Source organism: Nonomuraea endophytica (genome assembly GCF_014203235.1).
Classification (GTDB): domain Bacteria; phylum Actinomycetota; class Actinomycetes; order Streptosporangiales; family Streptosporangiaceae; genus Nonomuraea; species Nonomuraea endophytica.
The window spans coordinates 238,923-253,612 of record NZ_JACHIN010000011.1; the positions used below are offsets into that span (position 1 = coordinate 238,923).

The 14,690-nt window shown below is 70.5% G+C and carries 12 protein-coding genes; 4 read left to right on the plus strand and 8 right to left on the minus strand.

Translation table 11 applies throughout. The features are described 5' to 3' along the window. Positions 1-52 precede the first annotated feature (52 nt). Complete coding sequence (locus tag HNR40_RS35840) at positions 53-625, plus strand: TetR/AcrR family transcriptional regulator (protein WP_184969375.1); 573 nt, start codon at positions 53-55, stop codon at positions 623-625. Here the strand turns inward: HNR40_RS35840 and HNR40_RS58125 are convergent. The 4 genes from HNR40_RS58125 to HNR40_RS35855 all read right to left on the minus strand — a co-directional run bounded on the left by HNR40_RS58125 (position 622) and on the right by HNR40_RS35855 (position 3,343). Further along, positions 622-1,599 carry a patatin-like phospholipase family protein gene (locus HNR40_RS58125; RefSeq protein WP_184969378.1) on the minus strand — a complete coding sequence of 326 codons (978 nt, stop codon included), beginning with the start codon at positions 1,597-1,599 and terminating at the stop codon, positions 622-624. The two genes, HNR40_RS35840 and HNR40_RS58125, sit on opposite strands and share 4 nt — an antisense overlap. Next, positions 1,596-1,730 carry a hypothetical protein gene (locus HNR40_RS56680; RefSeq protein ID WP_281395634.1) on the minus strand — a complete coding sequence of 45 codons (135 nt, stop codon included), beginning with the start codon at positions 1,728-1,730 and terminating at the stop codon, positions 1,596-1,598. The genes HNR40_RS58125 and HNR40_RS56680 overlap by 4 nt, the downstream gene beginning before the upstream one ends. Positions 1,731-1,769: 39 nt before the next feature. Next, entirely contained in the window at positions 1,770-2,531 is a 762-nt protein-coding gene (locus tag HNR40_RS35850) for a quinone oxidoreductase-like protein 1 (protein ID WP_184969380.1), read from the minus strand. Positions 2,532-2,758: 227 nt separating this feature from the next. Next, the gene (locus HNR40_RS35855) at positions 2,759-3,343 is read right to left on the minus strand and encodes a CGNR zinc finger domain-containing protein (protein WP_184969383.1); all 585 of its coding nucleotides are present in this window, start codon (positions 3,341-3,343) and stop codon (positions 2,759-2,761) included. A gap of 164 nt (positions 3,344-3,507) precedes the next feature. Here HNR40_RS35855 and HNR40_RS35860 point away from each other — a divergent pair, with 164 nt between their 5' ends. Beyond that, positions 3,508-4,083 (plus strand): GNAT family N-acetyltransferase, encoded by a 576-nt coding sequence (locus tag HNR40_RS35860; protein WP_184969385.1) that lies wholly within the window; start codon positions 3,508-3,510, stop codon positions 4,081-4,083. Positions 4,084-4,504: 421 nt separating this feature from the next. Here the strand turns inward: HNR40_RS35860 and HNR40_RS35865 are convergent, their stop codons facing one another. Further along, on the minus strand, positions 4,505-4,936 hold the full coding sequence (locus tag HNR40_RS35865; RefSeq protein WP_184969387.1) for a hypothetical protein: 432 nt from the start codon (positions 4,934-4,936) through the stop codon (positions 4,505-4,507). Between the two features lie 128 nt (positions 4,937-5,064). Next, positions 5,065-6,750, minus strand: coding sequence for a substrate-binding domain-containing protein (locus HNR40_RS35870; RefSeq protein WP_184969389.1), 1,686 nt, complete (start codon positions 6,748-6,750; stop codon positions 5,065-5,067). A 143-nt stretch (positions 6,751-6,893) separates the two neighbouring features. On the opposite strand from HNR40_RS35870, the gene HNR40_RS35875 reads away from it, so the two are divergent. Further along, positions 6,894-8,360: a galactose-binding domain-containing protein gene (locus HNR40_RS35875; RefSeq protein ID WP_221341249.1), complete on the plus strand. Its 1,467-nt coding sequence runs from the start codon at positions 6,894-6,896 to the stop codon at positions 8,358-8,360. Here the strand turns inward: HNR40_RS35875 and HNR40_RS35880 are convergent. Continuing rightward, complete coding sequence (locus tag HNR40_RS35880) at positions 8,347-10,362, minus strand: ThuA domain-containing protein (RefSeq protein WP_221341250.1); 2,016 nt, start codon at positions 10,360-10,362, stop codon at positions 8,347-8,349. The two genes, HNR40_RS35875 and HNR40_RS35880, sit on opposite strands and share 14 nt — an antisense overlap. A gap of 1 nt (position 10,363) precedes the next feature. After that, on the minus strand, positions 10,364-13,150 hold the full coding sequence (locus HNR40_RS35885; protein ID WP_184969392.1) for a carbohydrate-binding protein: 2,787 nt from the start codon (positions 13,148-13,150) through the stop codon (positions 10,364-10,366). Positions 13,151-13,433: 283 nt separating this feature from the next. Here HNR40_RS35885 and HNR40_RS35890 point away from each other — a divergent pair, with 283 nt between their 5' ends. Then, the gene (locus HNR40_RS35890; protein ID WP_312896644.1) at positions 13,434-14,654 is read left to right on the plus strand and encodes an ROK family protein; all 1,221 of its coding nucleotides are present in this window, start codon (positions 13,434-13,436) and stop codon (positions 14,652-14,654) included. Positions 14,655-14,690: the final 36 nt, after the last annotated feature.

A 14,690-nucleotide genomic window follows, 5' to 3' on the forward strand; every position in this document is an offset into this window, starting at 1 on the left:
GGTATGCCAGAAGCGCGTGGTGAACGAGCGCTCAGTCGATTGCCTTGCCGATATGGCGGCGCGCGACCCCGACGACAAGAAGACCCGTCTGCTGGACGCGGCGTTCGCCGAGTTCGCCGCGAACGGCATCGCCGCCACCCGCACCGACGCGATCGCCGAGCGGGCAGGACGCAGCGCCGGGCTGATCTACGCCTACTTCGGGAGCGAGGACGGCCTGTTCGACGCCGTCTTCGAGCGGATCGTCGCGGACAAGGTCGCGCAGGTGCCGTTCACCCCCGAGGACCTCCCCGGGTACGCGGCGCGGCTGTTCGACAGCCACGCCGCCCATCCCGAGGTGGCCCGGGTGGTGGCCTGGAATCAGCTGGAACGGCGCGGGCCGGCGGTGCGTGACGTCGGTTCCGACGAGAGCGGCCGCCGGAAGATCGAGCAGGTCCGGGAGGCCCAGTGCCGCGGAGTGCTCCCCGGGCACTTCGACGCCGCCCAGGTGGTCTATCTGACCCAGAGCGTGGCCCTGTCCTGGTTCTTCCTGCCCGACGAGATCACCGCGCACGCCGCGGATCCGGCCGACCTGGACCGGCGCCGGGCGACGGTGGTCGAGGCCGTGCGGCGGCTGATGGGTTCCTAGCAGGTCAGGAGGTGGTGGTCCGTGCGTCTGCTCGGGCGTGATGACGAGCTCGCTCGGCTGCGGTCGTTCGTCGCCGGCGCGATGGAGTCGGGCGGATCGCTGCTGCTGTCCGGTGAGCCGGGAGTGGGGAAGTCGGCGTTGCTGCGGGCCGCCTGTGACCATGCCGTGAGAGCCGGCGCCCGGGTGCTGTCGGCGGCAGGCGTGGAGTTCGAGACCGATCTGAGCTTCTCGGCGCTGAATCGGCTGCTTCTGCCGATCTCCGGGGAGATCGGCCATCTGGCCGCGGCGCATCGTGACGCGCTGCGCGACGCGCTGAACTCCCTGCCTTGACCGCCCAGGAGTTCGCGCACGCGGGCGGCGGCCCGGTGGCCGTCGTCCTGACCGAGTCCGGCGGCGCGGGGCACGTCGATGTAGTGCCCGCCGTTGATCTCCACCGGCGGGAAGAAGCCGGGGATGGCGAAGGAGGAGGCCACCGCCGGCACCAGGCCCGCCCCCGACCGCCGGCTCCACAGCACCGTGGCGCCGGTCTCCGCGTTGACGGAGGTCGGGCGGAAGTCGACCTCCGGCCACGTGTCGACGCCGAGCGTGGCTCCGGCCAGGCCGACGAACTGGGCGCGGTCCAGCGCGGTCGGAGCCGTGAGCGCGAGCTTCCCGATCGCGACCGCGCGCTCCTTGACGGTCCCCGGGAAGGAGACCAGCAGCGCCGCGATGTCGTCGGGGATGACGCTGCTCCCCCGGCCGGGATCCACCGGGGTGGGCGACAACCCCATCCCCGTGGTGGCTGCGGCCATGAGCTGGTCCAGGTCGGCGCCATGGGACGTCAGTGCCCCGACGTACGCGCCTGCCGACGTGCCCACCACGACGGCGCAGTCGGTCGCGCCGAAACCGGTGTCGGCCTTGATCGCGGCCAGGACCCCGAGCTCCCGGGCGATGCCGACCTCGCCGCCGCCACCGAGGATGAGACCGATCTTCATCTCGTGCTCCCTTGATCGAGTTGCCCGAGGACGTCCTCGGGCTCGGTCGCCGCCACCCGGTGGCCACGCCGGGCGGCGGCGCGCACGAGACCGCGCGCAGCCCCTGTGACCAGCCAGACCTTTTCCGTCATGGAGATCAGACTGGCCAGTCCTGAACTCGCTAACCCCCGTCAGCGCGCGGTGGCGGCTCCGAAGCCGCGGGTACCGCCGGTCACCAGGTAGCCGGCATCGGGATCGAAGGCGATCCGGCCGGGCGGCGGCGGGGTGGCGAGGTCGATGACGAGCTTGCCGATGTGGGTGGAGCGTTTGAGCACGGCCAGCGCCTCCTGCACGTCCGCGGCGGGCAGGCCGCGATGGGGCGGCGGGCTGACGGCACCGGTGGTGATGAGACCGGCGACGGCGTTCAGGGTGTCGCGGGCCATCGCGGGCCGGCGCTGGATGAGCTGCGCGAGGTCGACGGCGAAGTAGGACAGGGTTCGCAGAAAGGGTCGCAGCCGCATCGTGGCATCGCCATACAGGTCGCGCTTGCCCAGGTCGACGAAGCGCCCGTCGGGGGCGAGCAGGTCCAGGGCGGCGGTGGCGGCGGCCGCGGTGAGGGAGTTGAGCACGACGTCGACGCCGCGCCCGCCGGTGACCTCACGGACCTCGTCGGCGAAGGCGGGCGAACGGGAGTCGAAGACGTGCTGGGCACCCCGTTCGCGCAGGTAGGCGCGTTTGGCCTCGGTGCCGGCCAGCGCGATGACGTGCGCGCCGCGCAGCCGGGCCAGTTCCAGCGCCGCCAGCCCCACCCCGCCGACGCCACCCGACACCAGGACCGTCTCGCCTTCCGTCAGGCCCGCCAGGGTGTACAGGGCGTAGTGGGCGGTGCTGTAGACCAGCGGGATGGCCGCGGCCTCGGTGAACCCCAGGCCGGCGGGGATCGGCACGGTCACCGCCGCCTCGGCCAGCTCCCTGCTGACTCGTACCTGCCACCCAACGATTACCCAGCGTGTCGATTGTTTACTCTTTGCATTTTCTCCATGCCGAGTCGAGGTCTCTGGTGCGGAGCCCGCCGAGGGCGGGCGCCACGAGCAGAACCCATCCCCAAAGCCGTCCCAGCGCTCCGGCCATGACACGGGACAGGGCGGGCACGTCCAGGATCGAGCGCCCGAGCTGGTGGCTAGAGGGGATTCGCGGCGCGTTGGCGCTGCCTGTCCCGGTAGCGGCGGGCCTTCACGATGCTGCCGCAGCCCCGCATGCTGCACCAGCGGGCCGTGCGGTTGCGCGACTCGTCGTAGAACAACCATCGGCACTCGGGGTTGTCGCACGACTTCAGCCGCGTCCACGTCTGCGTCAGCACAGCCTCGTGTACGGCTGCCGCGAGCGCCGCCACAACGCCCCCGGCCCCGTCCTCCCGTGGCTGGACGGAGGCGACCATGGAGCCGTGCGACACGTCGAGACGGACCGAGGCGGCGTGCGACGCGGTGAGATCGTTGAACGCATCGACGACCGCGCGAGGCGGCTGCTCGCCCCTGGTGTTGGCCGCCGCCATCTCGCGCAGGGCGCCGCGCAGGTCGCGGAGCGCCGACAGGTCACGTGCGGCCATAGGCCGACCCTTGCCCATCAACCCCTCGGCGGTCAGCCACGCGACGGCGGCTTCCACGTCGCTCAGCACGTCATGGCTGTTGTAGATGTCGTGCGTGTCGACGAACCTGCGCACCACTTCCAGCGCGCCGGGCGCCGCGTTACTGGGGTCGTTACTCACCGTTGAAGCCTCCTTGGTCGCGCCCTCACCACCATCGTATGCGTCTTGACGGTGACGGCCAACCTCGCCTAGCGTTACCATCGTAAGCCTTTTGAAGGTGATGACTTGGGGTGTTGCGGGCATCGTTGACCCAAGGTGACGACACGCGAGGAGGAAGCGCCGACATGACGGACTTCACGACGGCACCGCTCACACCCGAGACGTGGAAGGACTTCGAGCAGGTCATGGGCTCGAACGGCGGCGCCCGCGGATGCTGGTGCATGCACTGGCGGCTCTCGTTCAAGGAATGGGACGCCGGGGCGGGCGACGGCAACCGTAAGGCGCTGCGTGAACGCTCGAAACAGCAGCCGCCACCCGGGCTGGTGTGTTACCTGGGCGACGAGCCCGTGGGCTGGGTCGGGATCGGCGAACGCTCCGAGTACCCGCGGCTGCAGCGTTCACCGGTCACCAAAGCCCTCGACGACACGCCGACCTGGGTGATCACCTGCTTGTTCGTCCGGCGCGACCACCGCCACCAGCGGCTGCAGACGAAGATGATCGCCGCCGCGTGCGACTTCGCCGCCGAGAACGGGCAACACACCGTCGAGGGCTTCCCCGTCGACCCCGTGCCGGGACAGGTCGCGGGCTCGGACAACGCGATGACCGGCATCGCATCGGCCTTCCGGGAGGCCGGGTTCACCGAGGTGGCGCGCCGCAAGAGGGACCGCCCGGCGATGCGCCACACCGTAGCCGACACATGACGGCCCTCCGGGTGGTCGGCGTAGGGTCACGCGAGCGACGGCTACTCGGACGGTGGGCGTAGGAGTCACGCGGGTGACGGCTACTCGGGTGGTCGGTGAGCGTGGCCAGTGCGCCGGCCAGCGCGGGGATCCAGAACAGCCACGGATAGCCGGACATGTCCACGATCGGTCCGGCCAGGACGATGCCGACGCCCTCGCCCTCACCCAGTGAGGCGATGGTCGCCTGCCCCACGCGGGCCGTCCTGCCACCCGGCCGCGGCGGCTCCTGACATCTGGCCGCGACAAGCCACCCTGCCGACTAAATGCGACAAGTCGGCGCATTAGTGCGGGCGGTCGGATTGGTTTCGCCTGGCTGTGCGACATCGCCCGGGCGCAGGCTGTCCAAGGCGATGTCGCACGGCAGATCGCAGGTACGGAGCTGTTACTTGATCTGCTCGTACCCGCCGCCGGAGTCCGCGGTCTTGGTGCCGCCGGAGAACTTCACCCACGAGCCGGTCGGCGCCGCGTGGTAGACGGGGACGGTGTGCAGGGGGGTGATCTCCTCGTTCTTCATCACGCCCGCTCCCTTCACGTCCACGGCCGACCAGACCAGGGTGCGCGTGCCGACCTTCGTGGTCTTGAACGTCACCGCGCAGGCGTTCTGCTTGCCGGCGTTGTAGAGCAGGTAGGCGACGCCACCGCTGAACGCGGCCTGACGCTGGACCTTGTAGCCCGGGCCGCAGACGACGGCCGGCGTTTCGGGCGCCCGGTGAGCGGCCGAAACGGTGGCCGACGCGGTGGCGGAGAAGGAGACCACCGCCACACCGAACGTGACCGCGACGGCCGCCTTGATCGTCGTCTTCTCGAGCCTCATGATCCTCTTCTCCGAGAGTGGCCGCGGTTCAGCAGGTGACGCTCAGGCATTCTCGCGACGCCGGACGCCCCATGTCGTTGGCACTGAGCGCAGAACCTCTTGGCCAGGAGCGCAGACCGCCGGACTGGCTAGGCGGATGTCCGGCGTACCAGGCGTGCGGGGACCACTATCTCGGTGTACGGCTCCGCCGTACCGGAGAGGCGGTTGAGCAGGAGACGGGCGCACGCCATGCCGATCTCCCTGGCCGGGTTGGCCATGGTGGTCAGACCGGGAGATACCAGGCCGGCCGCCTCTATGTCGTCGAAGCCCATGACCGCCAGGTCTTCCGGAACTCGCAGGCCTCGTGCGGCGGCGGCGTCGAGTGCGCCGATGGCCATGATGTCGTTCGCGCACAGCACGGCGTCGGGTGGCTGCGGCGAGTCCAGCAGCAGGGCCGTGCCCTGCTCGCCGCCGGTTCTGCTGAACTGGGTGTGGATCACCAGCTTTGGATCCCCGGGCAGGCCGGCTTCGGCCAGTGCTGCCAGGTGGCCTGCCACGCGTTCCGCCGCGGGGCCCTCCCCCGCCGGTCCGCAGACGAAGGCTATCCGGCGATGGCCGCGTTCCAGCAGGTAGCGGGTGGCAGTGGCGGCGGCGCCCTCGTCGTCGCTGCGCACGATGTCGACGCCGGGCTGGGTGAGCCGGCCGCCCAGGCGTACCACCGGGATGCCCGCGTCCAGCACCGGCAGCAGGTCTTCCGGGTGCGTGTTGAACACCGCGAAGGCCAGGGCGTCGACCTGCCGGGCGATCATCTGCTCCAGCGCAGCGCGTTCCATCGCGCGTTCGCCGTCGGTGTTGCTGATGATCTGGTCGTAACCCGCCGCCCCGAGCACGTCCTGCACTCCTCTGGCCAGGGCCGGGTAGAAGGGGTTGGTGAGGTCCGGGATGACCAGGCCGACCGTCTGGCTCCTGCTCGTGCGCAGGCCCCTGGCCAGGACGTTGGGCCGGTAGCCCAGTTCTTCGATGGCGGCCAGGACCCGGCCGCGGGTGCGCTCGGCGACCGGGCGGCGGCCGTTCAACGTGTGCGACACGGTCGTGGCGCTCACTCCGGCCAGCGCGGCGACCCGGGAGATGCTCGGCCGCCCCACCGCCCGGGTCTCACCGTCGGGCTGTGGCTGCTCCGGTGCGCCTTCGCGCTGCCGTTCCGCACCCTTGTGCCTCGCCGACGCGCCCGCTCCCCTGTGGGCGCCGAGCGAGGTGAGGGGCTCCAGGGCGAGGTCGAGTTCGGCGCCGAAACGCGGCGCCGCCCCGGCTGCCGCCGTCTCGAGCGCGGACTCCCAGACAGTCCGCAGCCGAGCCAGGAGGGCAGCGGCGGCAAGACGCGCCGCCGGGCTCGCGGAGCTAGCGGAGTGCCGAGCCCTGGTCGCAGATGAGCTCGCGGAGCCTCGGGTCTCGGCGGCGATCATGACGGCCAGTTCGGGTTCCTGCGCGGCGAAGAGTTCCAGCGCATGCGTACGCAGCGCACGGCTGCCCAGGTAGAGCCGGGCCCGGTCGGCGTCGAGCAGGAGGGAAGGCATCACCCGGTGTATCGCGCGAGCGATCGGCTCGCCGGCCGGGCGCTCGCGCAGGGCTTCGGTCAGCAGGGGGAAGCCGTGGAAGAAGAGCTGCTCCTTGGTCGCGAAATGGTTGAAGACCGTCTTGGCCGAAACGTCGGCCGCCTCGGCGATCTCCGTGACGCGGACCACGTCGAAGCCTCGCTCCGCGAACAGCCGCCACGCTTCCCGCACGATGGCCTGCCGCGTGTCCGCCTTCTTCCGCTCGCGTCTCGCCGGGGGCATGGCCAGATCTTACGCGACAGCCGACATTTCACTCGCTGAAAACTTCTGGTCAAGATAATGCCTTGACAACGCGGCTGTCACGATTAGATTTCGGCTCAGTCTTAACGATTTGCACCTCCCTCACTCCCCGAAGGGAGACGCCCATGAGGAGCATCTTCTCGACCCTCCTGCTCTTACTGACCTGTCTCGTCGCTCCGCCGGCCCAGGCCGCGGCCCCCGTCCTGTCCACCAACGTGCACGCCTTCTACTACTCCTGGTACGGCAGCCCGCAGGGAGGCGGCGACTGGCGCCACTGGCAGCAGGGCGGCCACACCCCGCCGGCCGACATCGGCGCGGACCTCTACCCCAAGCTCGGCGCCTACGACTCCGGCGACTTCGCGGGCACTGTGGCCCAGCACATGACCTGGCTGCGCCAGGCCGGCACCGGTGTGCTCGTCTACAGCTGGTGGGGCAGGGGCGGCTACGAGGACACGCTGGCCAGGGGCGTCATGGACGCCGCCGCCCAGCAGGGCATCAAGGTCGCCTGGCATCTGGAGCCGTACGCGGGCCGTACCGCCGCCTCCACGGTGGAGGACATCAGGTACATCAACGCCACCTACGGCAACCACCCGGCCTTCTTCCGCGAAGGCGGCAAGGCGGCGTTCTACGTCTTCGAGAGCCTGCGGATCACCGACTGGACGGCGCTGGACCAGGTGACCGGGCAGAACATCGTGCTCGCCCAGACCACGGACACCACGAAGATCGCCCACTTCTCCGGGATGTACACCTACGACGCCATCGCCGGCGCGACCGCCCCCGGCTGGCGGCAGGCCGGCGCCTACGCCAAACAGCACGGCCTGATCTGGGCGCCCTCGGTCGGCCCCGGGTACCTCGACGACCGGGCCGTCCCCGGCAACACCACGCCGACCCTGGACCGCGCGAACGGCGCCACGTACGACAAGGAGTGGTCGAATGCGCTCGACCCGGCCACCGGCGGCCTGCCGAGCTGGGTCTCCATCACCTCCTTCAACGAGTGGCACGAGGGCAGCACGATCGAGCCGGCGACGAACAGGCCGGGCTACCTGTCCTTCGACGGCGCGTACGGCAAGACGGGCGCGGCGGCGGAGAGCGCGTACCTGGATCGCACGCAGTTCTGGGCGGCCGAGTTCGAGCGGCGGCGCGGCGGCACGACGCCGACCAACCTGGCGCTGAACAAGCCGGCCACCGCCGACAGCCAGTGCGCGAGCGACGAAGGCCCGGCCAAGGCCGTCAACGGCAGCTGGACCGGCGGCAACACCGACAAGTGGTGCTCGGTGCAACAAGGCGGCTGGTGGCTCCAGGTCGACCTGCGGGCCACCTCCGTCATCAGCAGGTTCGTCGTGCGGCACGCGGGGGCGGGCGGGGAGAACTCCCTCTGGAACACCCGCGACTTCGACCTCCAGGTCAGCACGGACGGCTCCGCCTGGACCACGGCCGTCACGGCCCGCGGCAACACCGCAGGCGTGACCAGCCATGACGTCAACCAGATCCAGGCCCGGTATGTCCGGCTCAGGGTGCTGACGCCGACGAGCAGCGGCGACTTCGCCGCCCGCGTCTACGACCTGGAGGTCCACGGCGTCAGCCCCGCGTGAGCGTGAGGGTGTCGAGGTCGAACAGGAATCCTGCGCCGCCGGTGAACACCAGGAACAGCGGCCCGGTGGCCGGCCCGGTCAGCGTGGTGGAGACGGTCTGGAAGTTCTCCCAGCCGCCGGTCACCGGGACGGTCACCTGACCCAGCAGGGTTCCCGTCTGCGAGCCGGACCGGATCTGGATGGCGCCACCGGAACCGCCCGAGGAGATCCGGGCGGAGAAGCCGGTGGCGCCTGCCGTGCTCACTGAGGAGTATCCGGCCCAGTCGCCGTTCTCGATGTAGCCGAGCGTGCGGCCGGCGCTCGCGTTCGCGTGGTCGGCCGGCTGCACGCCCGACTGGGAGCTGCAGGACTCCCCCTCGGCCGTCGTCGCGTTCGACCTGGTCAGGGAGAAGGTGTCGACGTCGAACAACGACCCGGATCCGCCGGAGAAGGTGAGGAACACCGGGCCGGTGCCCGAGCCGTTGAGCGTGGTGGAGACGGTCTGGAAGTTGTCCCAGCCGCCGGTGCCGGGCACCGTGACGCTGCCCAGGACGGGGCCGGTCTGCGAACCTGACCTGACCGTGACGGTGCCTCCGGCTCCCCCGGAGGAGACGCGGGCGGTGAAGCCGGTGGCGCCGGCCGTACTCACTGAGGAGTAACCCGCCCAGTCGCCGTTGTCGATGTAGCCCACCGTGCGGCCGCCGCTGGCTCCGGCGTGGCTGGCGGGCTGCACGCCCGACTGGGAGGTGTAGGACTCTCCCTCGACGGCGCCGCCGCCGAGCTCCTTGATGCGGATGTTGCGGAAGGCGACGTCGTCGCCTTCGCCGTGGTTCTGCAGCCCGATGTGGCCCTGCAGGAGCGAGCGGCTGGGGTCGGTGTTGGTGAAGTCGTTGACCTTCACGCCGTTGAGGAAGACCTGCAGGCGTTCGCCTTCGACCAGGAGCTCGAAGGCGTTCCACGCGCCCGGCGGGTTGAGCGCCGCGTCCCTGGCCGCGGTGTCGGGCGCCTTGAAGCCGTAGATGGAGCCGGTGGTGCGGTCCGGCGTGTCGGTGGCGTCGATCTGCACCTCGTAGCCGTTGTTCACCGCGGAGTTGGGGTCTCCGGAGGGTGGGAAGCCGACGAAGACGCCGGAGTTGTCGTCACCGGCCATGCGCCAGTCGAGCTTCAGCGAGTAGGAGCTGAACTCCTTGGCCGAATGCCAGCGCAGGCCCATCCCGCCGAAGGACGACCACGTGCCGTCGGCGATGGTGAAGCCGCCGGGCCCGGCCTGCGACCAGCCGGAGCCCATCAGCGGGGTGTAACCGCTCTCCGGGCGGCAGTCGGCCTTGACCATGCCCGCGGCGTACCGGATCCCGCCCAGCAGCAGCGCGCGGAAAGCCGGGTCGGAGTACGACTCCTGGGTGTGCCCGAGCCCGGTGTAGAAGGCCCGGCCCGAGCCCCGGGTGTGGCACCAGGTGATGGGGTGGTCGCCCATGTCGCCGCCGCTGTAGGTGCCTTCGTCCAGGTTTTGCAGCACACGTACGGCGGAGCGGGGGTTGGCCCGGTAGTTGTACCACTCGTCGGTTCTGGTCCACGTGGCGCCCAGATGGGCGGTGGCCGCGTGCGCCCGGTCCTCGTTCCTGACCGTGGCCTGCTGGATCGCCGGATGGCTGCTGAAGTAGGCGCCGACCGTCTGGCCGTAGAAGGGCCAGTTGTACTCGGTGTCGGCGGCCGCGTGAACGCCCACGTAGCCGCCTCCGCCGTTGATGTAGCTCTCGAAGGCGGACTGCTGGGCGTTGTCGAGCACGTCGCCGGTGGTGTTGAGGAAGATCACCGCGCGGTAGCCGGACAGGGAGGATGGCCACGTCTCCGTGGCGGTGACGGTGAAGTTGTTGGCCGCGCCGAGGTCGCGGATGGCCTGGACGCCGGCCGGGATCGAGTCGTGGCGGAAGCCGGCGGTCTTGGAGAAGACCAGCACCTGGTACGCCGGGTCGGCCGCGACCAGCATCGGGATCAGCATGAGGAGGGACGCGAGCAGGCGCATGTCATTGCCCCCCGGTGAGGGTGAAGGTGTCGACGTCGAACAGGAAGCCGGACCCGCCGGTGAAGGCCAGGAAGACGGGGCCGGCGGCGGAGCCGCTGAGGGTGGTGGAGACCGTGGTGAAGGTGTCCCAGCTGCCGGTGACCGGGACGTTCACCGTTCCGAGGAGGGTGCCGGTCTGCGAGCCCGAGCGGATCTGGATGGCGCCGCCCGAGCCGGCGGAGGAGACCCTGGCGCTGAAGCCGGTACGGCCCGCCGTACTGACCGATGAGTAGCCCGCCCAGTCGCCGTTGTTGATGTAGCCGGCGGTCCTGCCGCCGCTGGCCGGGGCGTGGTCGGCCGGCTGCACACCGCCGGTGCTGGTGTAGGCCTCGCCCTCGACCGTGGTGCCGGCGCCGGAGGTGGAGACGGTGAAGGCGTCGACGTCGAAGAGGTTCCCCTGCCCGGTGGGGCCCTTGAAGACGAGGGCGAGCGTGGTCGTGCCGGCGGGCGCGCCGCTCAGCCCGGTCGAGACGTTGACGAAGGTGTCCCAGCTGCCGGTGTTGGGCACGGCCACGGTGCCGAGCACGGTGCCGGTGGCCGAGCCCGCGCGGATCTCGATGGTGCCGCCGATGCCGCCCGAGGAGACGCGGGCGGTGAAGCCGGTCGCGTTCCCCAGCGCGTAGGGCTGGAAGGAGATCCAGTCGCCGTTGTCGGTGAAGCCCACGGTCTTGCCGCCTTCGGCCGGGGCGTGGTCGGCCAGCTGGATGCCGGACTGGGCGCCGAAGTGCTCGGCCTGGCGGTGCCTGGGCTGCAGGGTGCGGAGGCTGTGCGTGGTGAGGCCGCCCGCGTCGGTGTACTCGGCGTCGAAGACGCCGTAGATGTTGGCGGCCGCGTCGTGCTCGCCGTCGGTGGGAATGGCGATCGAGCCGGTGCAGCCGTTCTTGGAGGTGATGGCGTGGGTGTGGCTGTCGTGGCCGAGCAGGTAGGTGACCTTGACCTTGGCGCAGTCGATGGCGCCGTCCTCCGGGTCGCTGACGTTGACCTGGAAGGACACGGTGTCGCCGAAGGAGAACAGCTGGCCGTGCAGCGGGGTGGCGAGCGTGACGGAGGGCGCGGTGTTGCCGACGCTCACGATCACGTTCGCGCTGCCCGGCAGTCCTTGCGGGTCACGGACGGTCAGGGTCGCGGTGTAGGTGCCGTTGGTGGTGTAGGTGTGGGTGGGGTTGGCCTGGGTGGAGGTGCCGCCGTCGCCGAAGGTCCACGCGTAGGTGAGCGCGCCGCCCTCGGGGTCGGAGCTGCCGGCCGAGGAGAACGCGACGGTCAGCGGGCTGGGTCCCGAGGTCCTGTCCGCCGCGGCCTTGGCGATCGGGTTGCGGTTGGCGGCGCCGATGTACTCGATCCGGTAGAGCGCCTGGTTGTTGCCGCCGGTGCCGTAGTCGAGCACGTAGAGGGCGCCGTCCGGGCCGAAGGTGAGGTCGATGATCTGGGTGCCGTCCCAGGGGAAGTCCTCGATGATGCCCGGCGTGCCGTCCTGCTTCACCTCGATGGCCTTGATCCACTGGCGGCCGAACTCGGCGGCGAAGTAGCGGCCGTCGAGGGAGGCGGGGAACTTGACGCTGGAGCTGAGGTTGGGGTCGAAGCGGTAGACCGGTCCGCCCATCGGCGACTCCGAGCCGCCGCCGAACTCGGGCGGCGAGCCCTGGTCGCCGCCGTACCTGATCCAGCTCGGCTTGGCCGGGGGCAGCGTGGCAAGGCCGGTGTTGCGGAAGGAGTTGTTGGCCGGGCCGCCGGCGCAGTTGTACTTGGCGCCGGAGGGACCGCTGGGGAAGGTGTACTCGTTGTAGGTCTCGACGGTGGTGTTCGTTCCGGTGCAGTACGGCCAGCCGTAATTGCCGGGCGCCGTCATCCGGTTGAACTCCACCTGCCCGTTCGGCCCCCGGTTGGGGTCGGTGACACCCGCGTCGGGCCCGTAGTCGCCGAGGTAGACGATGCCGGTGGGCTTGTCCACGGCCATGCGGAAGGGGTTGCGCAGCCCCATCGCCCAGATCTCCGGCTTGGTCTGCGCGGTGCCGGACGGGAAGAGGTTGCCCGACGGGATGGTGTAGGTGCCGTCCGCCTGCGGCTTGATCCGCAGCACCTTGCCGCGTAGGTCGTTGGTGTTGGCGCTGCTGCGCTGGGCGTCGAACTGCGGGTTGCGGTTGGTGCGCTCGTCGATCGGCGCGTAGGCGCTGGAGTCGAACGGGTTGGTGTCGTCGCCCGTGGTCAGGTAGAGGTTCCCGGCCGCGTCGAAGTCGATGTCACCGCCCACGTGGCAGCACTGCCCTCGGTCGTTGGGCACCTGGAGGACGATCTTCTCGCTGGGCAGGTCGAGCGTCTCGTCGGCCTTGAGGGTGAAGCGGGAGAGCCTGAGATGCCCCTTCCAGGGCTCGAAGTCGGCCGCCGTTCCGGTGACCGGAGCGTCGCCCGCCGGGGTGGTGAGTTTGGGCGAGTAATACACCCAGACGTGGCGGTTGGCGGCGAAGTTCGGATCGGCCGCGATGCCCTGCAGGCCTTCTTCGTCGTGGGTGTAGACGTCGAGCTTGGCCGCCTGCTTGGTGGCGCCGGACGCGTCGGTCACGCGGATCGTGCCGTCGCGTGCCGTGTGGAGCACCGAGCGATTGGGCAGTACGGCCAGCGACATCGGCTCGCCGAGTTCGGCGGAGCCGCCGGCCAGCGTCACGTGCTGGTAGTCGGCCGGTGGGATGGCCGCGCCGGTCAGGCCGGTGGTCGCGACCGCTAAGAGGAGGACGGACAAGAGCCTTCGGTACATGGGGTTCCTTCCCTGACTCGTCTGTCAGTCAGGCAAGGCGCGCGCCGCCGCGCTGATTGCCGAAGTACATCGGCGTCCCGGGCCAGAAGGGGTGCCACCTTCAGGCGGCCCGGGGAGATCGCCGCCTTACAGGGATTTGTTAAGAAATTTCCTGATTTCTAACACAGATCCGGCTTGCCGTACACCCTGATATTTCAGCGTCATGTCGGAAAAGTTACTTGCCGTGTCGGGGCGGGCGGGATTTAATTCGGCCAGCCATGCGAATTAATCGAGGGAGGGCGGCGTGCTCCAGCAGCGGCTCCCCGCGGACCAGGCCTCGGTGCGCCGCTCCAACCTCTCCCTCGTGCTGCGCCACCTGAGCGAGAACGGGGCCAGGTCGAGGGCGGTGGTGGCGGTCGAGACCGGGCTGAGCAAGACCACGGTCACCAGCCTGGTCGGCGAGTTACAGGCCCGCGGCCTGGTCAGGGAGATCGGCCCGCAACACGCCGGCGCGGTGGGCCGGCCCGGCCTCGCGCTCGCCCTGGACGGATCCCGGGTCGGCGCGCTGGGGCTGGAGGTCAACGTCGACTACATCGCCGCCTTCGCCACCGACCTGGCCGGCCGTGTACTCATCGACCGCAGGGTCACCTTCGACGCGATGGGCTCGGGCGTCGAGCGCTCCCTCGGCGAACTGGCCGCGGTCACCCGGCGCGCGGTCACCGAACTCGGCGCGACGGGCGTGACGGTCGCCGGGATCACCGTGGCCGTGCCGGGGCTCATCGACGCGCACAGCGGGGTCGTGGACGTCGCCCCGAACCTCGGCTGGCACCGCACCCCCGTCGCCGTCCGGCTGACCGACGCCGCTCCCGGCGTGCCGATCGCCGTCGGCAACGACGCCAACCTCGCCGCGCTGGCCGAGTACACCTCCGGCGTCGCCGCCGGCACCGCCGACCTCGTCTACCTGACCGGCGAGGTCGGCGTGGGCGGCGGCGTCATCTCAGGGGGACGGCTGCTGGAGGGCGCCGACGGGTTCGCCGGGGAGATGGGCCACGTCATGGTCGATCCGTCCGGTGAACGCTGCGGGTGCGGGCGTATCGGCTGCTGGGAGACCAAGGTCGGTCTCGCGGCGCTGGTCCGCACCGTCACCCCCGAACATCCCTACGGCCTGCGCGACGGCGTCCTGCGCGACCCCGAGGAACGGCTGGCGCAGATCGAGCAGGCCATCGGAGACCCGCTGGTCGACCAGGCGATCGCCACGGTCGGCCGCTGGCTGGGCCGGGGCGCGGCCACGCTCGTCAACCTGTTCAACCCCCGTGTCATCGTCTTCGGCGGCTACTTCGCCCGGCTCGCCGGCCGGCTCATCCCCCTCGCCCAGGCGGAACTCGAACGGCTCGCCATGGCCGGCTCGGCCCGCCGCTGCACCATCGTCGCCTCCGGCCTCGGCTTCGGCGCCGCCTCACGCGGCGGCGCCGGGACGGTGGTCGAACGCATCCTGTCCGACCCCACCCTCATCCAGATCCGCTGACACCGTCTCCCGTCCGTCCGGCCTTCCGGAAATCCG

Excerpts from the sequence above, each read along its gene's own strand:
- HNR40_RS35840 (WP_184969375.1), top strand. The coding sequence starts at position 53 with ATGGCGGCGCGCGACCCCGACGACAAGAAGACCCGTCTGCTGGACGCG.
- HNR40_RS58125 (WP_184969378.1), bottom strand. The coding sequence starts at position 1,599 with ATGAAGATCGGTCTCATCCTCGGTGGCGGCGGCGAGGTCGGCATCGCC.
- HNR40_RS56680 (WP_281395634.1), bottom strand. The coding sequence starts at position 1,730 with ATGACGGAAAAGGTCTGGCTGGTCACAGGGGCTGCGCGCGGTCTCGTG.
- HNR40_RS35860 (WP_184969385.1), top strand. The coding sequence starts at position 3,508 with ATGACGGACTTCACGACGGCACCGCTCACACCCGAGACGTGGAAGGAC.
- HNR40_RS35865 (WP_184969387.1), bottom strand. The coding sequence starts at position 4,936 with ATGAGGCTCGAGAAGACGACGATCAAGGCGGCCGTCGCGGTCACGTTC.
- HNR40_RS35870 (WP_184969389.1), bottom strand. The coding sequence starts at position 6,750 with ATGCCCCCGGCGAGACGCGAGCGGAAGAAGGCGGACACGCGGCAGGCC.
- HNR40_RS35875 (WP_221341249.1), top strand. The coding sequence starts at position 6,894 with ATGAGGAGCATCTTCTCGACCCTCCTGCTCTTACTGACCTGTCTCGTC.
- HNR40_RS35880 (WP_221341250.1), bottom strand. The coding sequence starts at position 10,362 with ATGCGCCTGCTCGCGTCCCTCCTCATGCTGATCCCGATGCTGGTCGCG.
- HNR40_RS35885 (WP_184969392.1), bottom strand. The coding sequence starts at position 13,150 with ATGTACCGAAGGCTCTTGTCCGTCCTCCTCTTAGCGGTCGCGACCACC.